General features: G+C 72.1%; 8 protein-coding genes. 1 reads left to right on the top strand and 7 read right to left on the bottom strand.

Annotated elements, in window-relative coordinates; translation table 11 throughout:
- Positions 1-13: 13 nt before the first annotated feature.
- The 4 genes from ABWO84_RS10640 to ABWO84_RS10625 all read right to left on the bottom strand — a co-directional run bounded on the left by ABWO84_RS10640 (position 14) and on the right by ABWO84_RS10625 (position 5,188).
- Positions 14-1,606 (bottom strand): ABC transporter substrate-binding protein, encoded by a 1,593-nt coding sequence (locus ABWO84_RS10640; RefSeq protein WP_353114541.1) that lies wholly within the window; start codon positions 1,604-1,606, stop codon positions 14-16.
- Between the two features lie 239 nt (positions 1,607-1,845).
- Positions 1,846-3,117, bottom strand: a complete 1,272-nt coding sequence (locus tag ABWO84_RS10635) for an MFS transporter (protein ID WP_353114540.1) — start codon at positions 3,115-3,117, stop codon at positions 1,846-1,848.
- Between the two features lie 59 nt (positions 3,118-3,176).
- Complete coding sequence (locus ABWO84_RS10630) at positions 3,177-4,175, bottom strand: alpha/beta hydrolase fold domain-containing protein (RefSeq protein WP_353114539.1); 999 nt, start codon at positions 4,173-4,175, stop codon at positions 3,177-3,179.
- Entirely contained in the window at positions 4,172-5,188 is a 1,017-nt protein-coding gene (locus ABWO84_RS10625) for an alpha/beta hydrolase (protein WP_353114537.1), read from the bottom strand. Before ABWO84_RS10625 ends, ABWO84_RS10630 begins: the two co-directional genes overlap by 4 nt.
- Before the next feature lie 75 nt (positions 5,189-5,263).
- Here ABWO84_RS10625 and ABWO84_RS10620 point away from each other — a divergent pair, with 75 nt between their 5' ends.
- Positions 5,264-6,268, top strand: a complete 1,005-nt coding sequence (locus ABWO84_RS10620; protein ID WP_353114535.1) for a LacI family DNA-binding transcriptional regulator — start codon at positions 5,264-5,266, stop codon at positions 6,266-6,268.
- A gap of 61 nt (positions 6,269-6,329) precedes the next feature.
- Here ABWO84_RS10620 and ABWO84_RS10615 read toward each other — a convergent pair whose 3' ends face one another.
- Genes ABWO84_RS10615 through ABWO84_RS10605 form a run of 3 tightly spaced genes read right to left on the bottom strand, consistent with a single transcriptional unit; the run spans position 6,330 to position 10,229 of the window.
- Positions 6,330-7,925: an ABC transporter substrate-binding protein gene (locus ABWO84_RS10615; protein ID WP_353114534.1), complete on the bottom strand. Its 1,596-nt coding sequence runs from the start codon at positions 7,923-7,925 to the stop codon at positions 6,330-6,332.
- 22 nt (positions 7,926-7,947) lie between these two features.
- On the bottom strand, positions 7,948-8,844 hold the full coding sequence (locus tag ABWO84_RS10610) for a serine hydrolase (RefSeq protein ID WP_353114533.1): 897 nt from the start codon (positions 8,842-8,844) through the stop codon (positions 7,948-7,950).
- Positions 8,841-10,229: a serine hydrolase domain-containing protein gene (locus tag ABWO84_RS10605; protein WP_353114532.1), complete on the bottom strand. Its 1,389-nt coding sequence runs from the start codon at positions 10,227-10,229 to the stop codon at positions 8,841-8,843. The genes ABWO84_RS10610 and ABWO84_RS10605 overlap by 4 nt, the downstream gene beginning before the upstream one ends.
- Positions 10,230-10,325: the final 96 nt, after the last annotated feature.

Below are 10,325 nucleotides of genomic sequence, written 5' to 3'. Positions count from 1 at the left end.
CGGTCGCGTCCCGTCATTCGTACATGCGGATCGTGGCGGGGTTGATGCCCGGCTCGAAGCTCGCCTTGTTCGCGAAGACGGTCGCCTTCAGGCCGGCGTAGGGGACGATCGTCAGGCTGTCGTACAGGGACCTCTCCGCGGCCTTCCAGTCGTCGCATCCGCTGGTGCTGGGCTTGGTCATCGCCGTGGCGACCGCTTTCGCGTACTCCGGGATGTCGGCGGAGAAGACGTTGGTGCCGCCCTGGGTCGGCGCCGGCCCGGTCACGTACGGGGTGACCTGGGACGGGAGCCCGAACTGCAAGGGGACGGCGGAGACATCCCAGTCGCTGGTCACGAACAGGAGCTCCTGCAGCGCGTTGTTCTCGGGGGTCTTCACCTCGACCTTCGCACCCAGGTCGGTCCATGCCTTGAGCACCAGTTCGGACGCCGCCGTGCCGGGATCGCCGAGTGAGGACGGAGAGGCGAAGGTCAGCGAGAGCTTCTCGCCGTCCTTGGCGCGGATGCCGTCGGCGCCCTTCTTCCAACCGGCCTCGTCCAGGGTCTTCGCGGCCGCGGCGGCGTCGTGCTTCGGGAACGCGTCCTTCGCCTCCTCGGAGCGGCAGGGATTCGCGCCCGTGGTGACGATGCTCGCCGGCTCGACGCCGTCGCCGCTCGTGACGACGGAACGGAGCTCGGGGAGATCGAGCGCCTCGACGAGGGCCTTCCGGACCGCGAGTTCCGACGTGGGGCGGCCCGCGGCCTCGTTGAAGCTGATCTGGCCGACGACGCCGGTCGCCGAGGCTTCGAAGAAGCCCCTGCCCTTGACCCGCGCGAGGTCGGGGCCGCTGACGGAGGCCGCGGTGAGCTCGCCGGAGATGAGCATGTTCGTCGACGTCGTCGGGTTGTCGATGATGCGGACGACGACCTTCTCGGGAAGGCCCTTGGTCTTGGGGTCCCAGTCGCCGGGCCCCCAGGAGGTGTCGGTGCGCCGCGTCATCGTGAACTGGCTGTTCGGGACGATCTCGGTCATCGTGAACAGGCCCGTCGCGCCCTTGCCCTTGGACAGCGCGTCGGGGTCCTTCAGCACGGTGCCGCAGACGATCGGCACGGTGCCCAGGCTCTCGAGAAGGAACGGGTTGGGTGCGGCGCTGGTGACGGTCACGGTGCGCGCGGCCTGGTCGGCGACCGCGGTGGTTCCGATGAGGTAGTTGCCCGCGGCGAGGGGAGAGGCGGTCGCGGGATCGGCGAGGTGGTTGAACTCCGCGGCGACGTCCTTCGCTGTCAGCGGGGTGCCGTCGTCGCAGGTGAGGCCTTTGTGCAGCGTGAAGGTGGCCGTGGTGGTGTCGGCCTCCCACTTCTCGGCGAGTCCCGAGACGATCGGTCCCTCCTGGCGGAGGTCGATGAGAGTGCCCCACAGGAAACGGCCGATGCTCTGAGCGCCGGTCATCGTGGTGGTGATCGGGTCGAGGTTGCCGGGGCTGCTGAACGCGACCGTGAATGTCTTCCCGTCGGCCGGGGTGCCGAGCGAGTCCTTCCCGGGGCTCCCGGTCGATGCGGCGGGGGTGCAGGCCGTCAGAGCGAGCGCGGCGACGCCGACGACAGCGAGAAGGGGGAGTGGTGAGCGCATCTGCGGGCTCCTTCGTGAGGATCGGTGTCGGGCCGGTCACGGCGTCGGGTGAGGCGCCGGGCCGTCCGACCGGTCGGGGTTCTCCTCTTCGAGTGCGGACGCGGTCGGTGTGACCGAGCGTAGGCGCGACCGGCGGACGGGCATTCGTGGCACAGGTCAAGAGTTCCCCGGTGATTCGTCCCCGCAGACGAAAGCGGCGCCCGCACCTCGGAGGATGCGGGCGCCGCTGACGGAAGCCGCTACTTCACGGAGCGGATGGGGAGCACCGCGAGCCCTCCGATCACCCCGAACGCGATCGCCGCGATGAGGAGGGCCGTGTAGTTCTGCCCGCCGCCGATCGCGAGCAGCGGGATGGCGAGGATCGGCACGAGCAGCTGCGGCACCTGGTACGAGAGCGCCACGATGCCGAGGTCCTTCCCCGCATCGCGGAAGTGCGGCAGCACCTCGGTCATCAGGGCGATGTCGACCGACACGTAGGCGCCCTGGGCGGCGCCGACGAGGGCGAGGGCGACGAGGAAGACGGGGATGCTCGGCGCGAACATCGCGATGGTGAGCCCGACGACCGAGAAGGCGCAGGAGATCCACACGATGGTCTTGCGGCGCCCGGTGCGGTCGGAGATCCAGCCGAAGAGGATGTTGGTGATCAGCCCCCCGATCGTGAAGACCAGGAGGGACGTGGCCTGTACCCCCGATGCGACCTCCTTCGGCACTCCGAGGCGGTCGATGATGAAGAACAGCAGATACGTCGCGACCGAGAAGATCGACATCGTGACGAACATCCGGCACAGGAAGGCCCAGAAGAAGTCCGGATGCCGGCGCGGGCTCAGCCAGTAGGTGCTGAGCACGTCGGCCCAGTTCCAGGGCTCGCGGGGCTCGGTGCGGACGATGTCGCGGAGGCCGAAGAACAGCAGCACGGTGAGCACGGCGCCGAGGCCGCCGGGGATGACGAACCACATCCAGCGGGAGTCGTTCGGCAGTGCGGCGACGATCTGCGCGCCGACGATCAGGGCGACGCTGGCCGACGCGCTCGCGATGCCGGAGACGCGGGCGCGGATGCGCGCCGGGATCTGATCGGCCAGCAGGGCGTGCACCGCGGCGTTCGCGGCGCCGAACCCGGTCTGCACGATCACCCAGCCGAGCACGATCGGCCAGAGGGAGTCGGCGAGGGCCAGTACGGCGACGCCGACGAGCCCGGTCGCCGCTCCCCAGAGGATCCAGGGGCGGCGGATGCCGAGGCGCGACCGCGTACGGTCGCTGAGCCGTCCGAACAGCGGGGTGGTGATGATGACGACGATGCCGCCGATCGCCGTCGCGACCGAGAGGTCGACGGTCTTCGACGCGTCGTCGAGGAAGGCGAACGCCTTCGGCATGGCCGCGCCGCCGATCGTGCTCAGCGCGAGGTTGAGGCCGAACCAGCTCAGCACGAAGAGGACGAGGAATCCCCGGGGCTGGGGGGAGCCGGGGACCTCATCGGATCGCGCGGCGGAGGTGAGCGCAGGAGTGCGGGACATCGTCGTCCTTCGTTGGTCGGGTGCGGAGGGAAGGGACAGGAGGGAGTGGGCCGCCGGCCTCAGGCCGGGAGCTCCGGGGCATCGGCCGGCGCCGTGCCCGCATAGGCCCGGGCGAGCCCGTCGGCGAAGACGTCGCGCCAGTCGCGGGCGCCCTGCCAGCGTGCCGTCAGGCCCGGCGAGCCGTGTACGTGTCCGGGCAGGACGTGCAGCTCGACGGGGACGTCCGCCTCTCGCAGCGCCTGCGCATATGCGACGGCGCCGTCGCGGAGGGGGTCGAACTCGGCGGCGAGGATGAGCGCGGGGGCGAGTCCCCGATGCACCGGGGCGTCCAGCGGTGAGGAGTCCTCGAGCGGCGCACCGGCCCGATAGAGCTCGACGAGGGCGTCCGCGCCTTCGAGCCCCGAGGCGCGGCGGTAGCGGTCGATCGACGCGCCGACGGGACGCAGCGCGGCGGGGAGCACCTCGAGCGCCTGGTGGTGGAGCGGCCGCCCGGCATCCCGCTCCCGCAGGGCCGCGGTGGCCGCCACGGTGGCGCCGGCGGAGTTGCCCCCGATGCCGAGCCGCGCCACGTCGACCCCGAGCTCGTCCGAACGGGTGCGGAGGTCGGCGAGCGCCGCGGTGGCGTCCTCGACCGGCGCCGGGAACGGGTGCTCCGGAGTGAGGCGGTACTCCAGCGACACGATCTGCACCCCCGACCGCAGTGCGCGGTCGGCGCCGGTCCGGTCGTTCAGCGTCTCGTCGATCGTCCCGCCGATCCAGCCGCCGCCGTGCAGCCAGAGCATGGTGGGCAGCGGACCGGTCGCGTCGGAACGGCGGAAGCGCCGCGCGCGGAGCGGGCCGTCGCCGCCCTCGACCTGCAGGTCGTCGATCCGCACGCCGAGCGGCACGGGGTCGGTGAACTCGATGGCGAGCTCGTCGCTCAGCAGCCGGGCGGCTCTGCGGTGCCGGGGCCACTCGTCCGACGCGAGGTCAGGGAGGCCCGCGGAGATCTCCGCCCCGCGCCGCAGCCAGTCGCGCACGGGCGGCGCGATCGGCGGCATCTCCTCTGCGGCGCTCATGCCGGGTACTCGACGGGGTCGCCGTGCAGGGTGCGCAGCTGGGCGATGATCGCGCGGTGCGCGGCATCCGCCGCCGCGACGAAACCGGTCGCGCCCAGGGAGCCGTGGGTCTGGCCGATGAACCGCACGGCGGTCACCGGCACGCCGGCGGCGGAGAGGGCGCGGGCGTAGGCCTCACCGTCGCCCCGCAGCGGATCCAGCTCTGCGGTGCAGATCCAGGCCGGAGGCAGGCCCGCGTGCGAGGCGGCGAGCAGCGGCGAGACGACCGGTTTCCTGGCCGTGCGTGCGCGGCGTCCGACGTACTGCTTCACCAGCTGCCGTCCCACCTTGCGCAGGATCACATCGGGCACGCCCTTCGCGATGCCCGACATGTCGGCGTGGCCCATCGTGAGGTCGAGGGCGGGGTTCTCCAGCAGCTGCAGCCGGATCGGTCTCCGTCCGCGGTCGCGGTTCAGGATCGTCACGGCGGCGGCGAGGTTCCCGCCGGACGAGGCGCCGCCGATCGCGAGGCGCCGCCGCGACCCGCCGAGCTCCTCGGCGTGCGCATGGGCCCACTCCAGCGCCGACCAGCACTGCTCGGGCTGCGTGGGGAAGCGCTGCTCGGGGGCGTGGGAGTAGTCGGCCGCGACGATGATGATCCCGGCATCCCTCGCGCGCTCGCGGAAGCGGGCGTCCCATGAGACCCAGTCGATGCCGGCGATCGTGAAGCCGCCGCCGTAGAAGTAGACCAGCACCGGCAGCTCGGCTCCCCGGGCGGCCCGCTCGCTCTCGGGCCAGTAGACCCGCACCCGCACGTCGGGGTGCCCCTCCACGGCGACCACGTGGTCCTCTGTCGCCGTGTCGATGGGGGCGACGCCCAGGGCCGCGCTCACCCGCGTGTCGTTCTCCTGAGCCACCCGGCGACGTCCGGCGGGGTCGCCGGGTTCGGGGGAGAGCAGGGGCGCGATGCGCTTCTCATGGGCGGCGACGGCGGCGTCGAGCGTCGGATGGCGGAATGAGCGGCGGTGCGGCATCGGGACCTCCTGAAGGACTTCGCCCCAGTCTGTACAATCGAAGAACTTCGATGAAGCGTCGATCCGGAGGGGCAGATGCGCTCGAGACCCGGCAGGGTGACCATCTACGACGTCGCCGAGCGCGCCGAGGTGAGCATCTCGACCGTCTCGCTCGTGGTGAACGCCCCGCACCGCGTGAAGGCGGAGACGCGTGAGCGGGTGATCGCCGCGGCGACCGCCCTCGGCTACCGGATGACGTCCGGGCGGAGGATCGGGGCGGCGCGCATCGCGGTCGCCGCGCCGTTCACCGCCTACCCCTCCTATCTGCGACGGCTCGCCGGCATGCTGCGCCGCGCTCGCGACGCCGCCGTCGACGTGATCCCCTACGACCTCGACTCCGCGGCGGCCGCCGATGAGCCTCTGCTGGAGACCTTCCCCGCCCGCACCGACGTGGCCGGGCTGGTCGTGATGGGCGTCCCCCTCGGCGGTGCCGCCCGTCGCGCCAGCAGGGCGGCGCGCATTCCCGTCGTCTACGTCGACGTCGTCCCCTCCGGCGCGGACATCGGCGGTCCGGCGGTGCTCGTCGACGACCGCGACGGCGGCGTGCAGATCGGACGGCACCTCGCCGGGCTGGGGCACCGACGGGTGCTGTTCGTACACGAGGCGCAGCGGTCGGGGGCGTACGTCTCCGCGGGGATGCTGCGGGTCGAGGGGCTCACGGAGCATCTCGAGCTGGCGAGCTTCCCCGTGCCGTCCACCGGACGCGTCGACGCGCGGGTGCTGCGGGCCGCCGAGGACGCGGGAGCCACGGCGGTGGTCGCCAACCACGACCAGTTCGCGGCGGCCGTGATGGCGGCGCAGCGCGCTCGGGCGGATGCGCCGCGTCTCGCGGTGGTGGGCTACGACGACGGCGAGGTCGCCCGAGCGCTCGACCTCACCACCGTGCGGCAGCCGTTCGAGGAGAGCGGGAGGGTCGCGCTCGAGCGGGTGCTCGGTCTCGTCGCCGACCCCGCGCAGCCGCATGACACCGTGCGGCTCGCGCCCGCGCTCGTGGTGCGGGGGTCGTCGATCCCCGCGGACGCGGCCCCGCCTGCCCGGTGAGGAAGAGGGGCCGCCGCGCGTCCGCGCAGGCGACCCCTCCGGCATCCCGCTGCTCAGCGGGTCATTCGTACATCCGGATCGAGAACGGATCGATCCCGTCGCCGGACGCGACGGTCGCGTTCTTCGAGAAGAACACGCGGGGCTCATCCGCGAACGGGATCACCGAGAAGGAGTCGAAGAGCGCCTGCTCGGCGAGGCCCCAGTCGTCGCACCCCTCGGTTCCCGGCTTGGTGGCGGCCCGGGCGACGGCCTCGTCGTAGGCCGGCACCGAGACCGAGGCGAAGTTCGATCCGTTGGGCGAGGCGGGCCCGGAGTAGAACGGCACGAGCTGGCTCGGCAGGGCCACGTTCAGCGGCACGAGGGAGACGTCCCAGTCGCCGCTGGCGAACAGCGTCTCGCTGATCTGCGGGCCGTCGGCATCGCGCACCTCGACGGCGACGCCGAGCTTCTTCCACGCGGCCTGCACGTACTCGCTCGCGCCGCGGCCGCTCTCGCCGAGCATGCTCGAGCTGAGCAGCTTCAACTGCAGCGGCGTGCCGTCCTTGGAGCGGACGCCGTCGGAGCCGGCTTTCCAGCCGGCCTCGTCGAGCGCCGTCGCGGCGGCCGAGGCATCGAGGGCCGGCAGGTGCCCGGACACCACGTCCGCCCGGCACGGCGCCGGGGCGACCGTCACCATGCTCTGGGGCTGCGTTCCGGCTCCGCCGGAGATGATCTTGCGCAGCTCCTCGAGGTTGAGGGCGCGGGAGAGCGCCTCGCGCACCTTCTCGTCGGCGGTCGCCTTGCCGGCCTTCTGGTTGTAGACGATCTGACCGAGCGATGCGGGGACGGCCGCTTCGTGCAGTCCGGCGCTGCGGAGGCGCGCCTTGTCGGGGCCGAGCACCTGCGCACCGGTCACCTCGCCCGAGAGCACGAGGTTCGCCGCCGTGGTCTCGTTCGGCACCACGCGGAACACGGCCTTGTCGGGGAGGCCCTTCTGCTTCGGGTCCCAGTCGCCCGCGCCCCAGGTGAAGTCCTTGCGGCGGGTGAGCGTGTACTGGCTGTTCGGCACGTTCTCGGTCAGCGTGAACATCCCTGTGGCGCCCTTGCCCGCGGCGCGCGCCTTCGGGTCGTCGAGCACGGTGCTGCACACGATCGAGAGGCCGCCGACGTTCAGCAGCAGGAAGGCGTCCGGTCGCCCGCTCGTCACCGACACGGTGCGGGAGGCGTCGTCGCCGGTGGCCTTCGTCGCCGGCTGCACGTTCAGGCCGAGCATCGGGGAGGCGGTCGCCGGGTCGGCGATCCGGTTGATGTTGTCCGCCACGTCCGTCGCGGTGATGGGCGTGCCGTCCTCGCAGGTCGCTCCGGCGCGCAGGGTGAAGGAGGCCTTCGTCGCATCCGCCTCCCATTTCTCGGCGAGACCGGCGATCACTGTGCCGTCGTTCTGCACCTCGATGAGGCGGGAGTAGAGGAACCGGTCGATGTTGCGCGCCACGGACATCGCAGTGATGAACGGATCGAGGGTGCCGGGATCGGCGGGGATGACGGCGGTGAACGTCTTGCCGTCGACGAGGGTGCCGGTGGCGCCCGGGGTCGGCCCGGCGGCGTTGCCGGTGCAGGCGGTGAGGGTGAGCGCCGCGACGCCGGCCAGGGCGACGAGGGGCAGGGCGGGAGAGCGCATGATGCCTCCAGGGGCGGGTGTCTCAGAGGGTGAGTGAGCGGAGGTGCTCGACGGCGAGGCGACCGGCGGTACCGATCGAGGAGTCGACCGCGACCTGGCGGTCGGCGACGGAGTGGGCGCGCGTGAAGACGGCGACCGCGTACCGGCGTCCGTCCGGATAGGTCACCGCGCCGGCCTCATTGCGCCAGGTGAGCACAGTCCCGGTCTTCGCGGCGACGGCCACTCCGGCGGGGAAGCCGGAGCTCAGGCGGTGCGGCCAGATCTGCTGCGCCATGATCTCTCTGGCCTGCGCGCTCGCGTCGGGAGGGGCGGCCGCGTCGGTCCAGAGCGCGTTCAGCAGCGTGGACACCTCTCTCGGCGTGGAGTGCGAGGTGCGGAGCGGGTCGACCATCCGCAGGGTGAGCAGCGTCTCGGCGGGGGTGCTCGTGAACAGCTCGGCGAGGTCGGCGTCCTGACCGCCCCCGAGGTCGGCGAGCACCGTCGCGAACAGGTCCTCGCAGCATCCGATCAGAGCGGTGCCGGACAGCGCGAGGTCGGAGATCACCCGATCGACGCGTGCGGCGCCGAGGCGGTGGAACAGCACGTCCGTCGCGGCGTTGTCGCTCATCGTCATCATGTTCTGCGCGATGTCGCGCCAGCTCGCCTCGACGTCGTCGGCGAATCCCGCGAAGCCGACGCCGCCGATCCGGTAGCGCGCGGTGACGACCGCGCGTTCCCGCGGGTCGATCTCGCCCGCGGCCACCGCGCGCACGAAGGCGGTCAGCACGAAGATCTTGAAGACGGAAGCCAGCACGATCGGCTCGTCGCCGCCCAGGTCGACGACCGGGCCGTCGTCGACGCCGATCTCCCTCGCGAACAGGTAGCCGTCGGCTCCGGCGTCCCGGAAGACCTGCGCGATGCGCTCCTCGACGGCGCTCATGCCCCGGTCCGGCGGTCGGCCCGGCCGGTGTGCAGGTACAGGGCGCGCCCCTGTCCGTCATCGCCGACGAACGCGTGCACCATGTGCACGCCGTTCGAGGGCTCCTTCGGCAGCAGACGGTCCTCCCGCCAGCCGACGAGCTCGACCGGGTCGGGCGCGGGGCCGAGCGTCGCGAAGACGCCCTTCATCACGCGGTCCAGCCAGATCCGGCCCTCGTCGTCCACGCGGACGGTGCTGTCCGAGACCGACGACGAGTAGGTGCCGAGCACCCGGTCGAGGTCGACCGGGGGAGCGTCGGCGGACGGGACCGGGAGCGCGGGAGCGGTCACCCCGGCGAGATCGTGCAGCAGGCGGGTGAAGAGCTCCGCATACAGGCCGATCGTCCCACCGCCGTTCGTGAGCAGTGCCACCGCGACGCCCGCCTCGGGCACGACCCTCAGGAAGGCGTTCTGCCCGACCGTGCCGCCGTCGTGGCCGATCACCGCTCCGCCGTCCCAGTCGAAGAGCTCCCAGCCGAGACCCCAGCTGTCGCCCATCAGCGCCGGGATCGGCACGTCCACGTGGGGCGTCCGCATCGCCGCGGCGCTCTCTGCGGAGAGCAGCCGTGTCCCGTCGGGAGCCGTGCCGCCGGAGATGTGCAGCTGGGCGAAGCCGAGCAGGTCGCGGGCCGTCATCGCGAGCATCGATCCGGCCGGGGCGTTGGAGCGCGCGAGGTTCCAGATCGGCGCGGGCACGACGCCCTGCCCCTCGGGCGACGGGATGTGGCCGAGCGCGGCGCGGAACAGGATGGCCTCCGCGGCGTTGGTCGCGACGTGCGTCAGCCCGAGGGGAGCGACCAGGTGGTCGCGCAGTGCGGCCTCCCAGGTCTTCCCGCGCAGCACTTCGACGAGGCGCCCGAGGGTGACGTACCCGGCGTTGTTGTACGAGAAGCGCTCCCCGGGGGCGAAGAGCTGGGGCACGTCGGAGAGCACGGCGAGGTATTTCCCCACCGCGTCGTCGCCGAGACCGGTGTCGGTGAAGATGTCGCCCTCGAAGCCTGCGACATGGCTGAGCAGCTGGCGTGCGGTGATCGCGGCGGCCGCGTCGTCATCGGCCAGCACGAAGTCGGGGAGGTAGGTGCGAACCGGCACGTCCAGATCGAGCAGGCCCTCGTCGACGAGCTGCATCACCAGGGTGGCGGTCCACACCTTCGTGATCGAGCCGATCTGGAAGACCGAGTCGTCGTCGGCCTCGACGCCGGTGCCGAGGTTTAGGACGCCGGCCGACGCCGTGACCACCTCGCCTCCGGAGAGGACGCCGACGGAGGCGGCGGGGATGCCGAACTCGGCGATGAGCAGGGGGAGGTTCTCCTGCAGCCAGGTGCGGGTTTCGGACAGCGGGGACATGGCGTGCTCCTCTTCGTCGAGTGCGTGCCGCCGGGTGGGCGGTGATGTCGTACTGCGGTGCCCTGAGCGTATTCAGCGCGGCGGGCGCGGGGCTGG

Origin of the sequence: Microbacterium sp. (assembly GCF_040394595.1) — a bacterium.
GTDB lineage: Bacteria > Actinomycetota > Actinomycetes > Actinomycetales > Microbacteriaceae > Microbacterium.
This window is presented reverse-complemented; position numbering and strand designations above follow the sequence as displayed.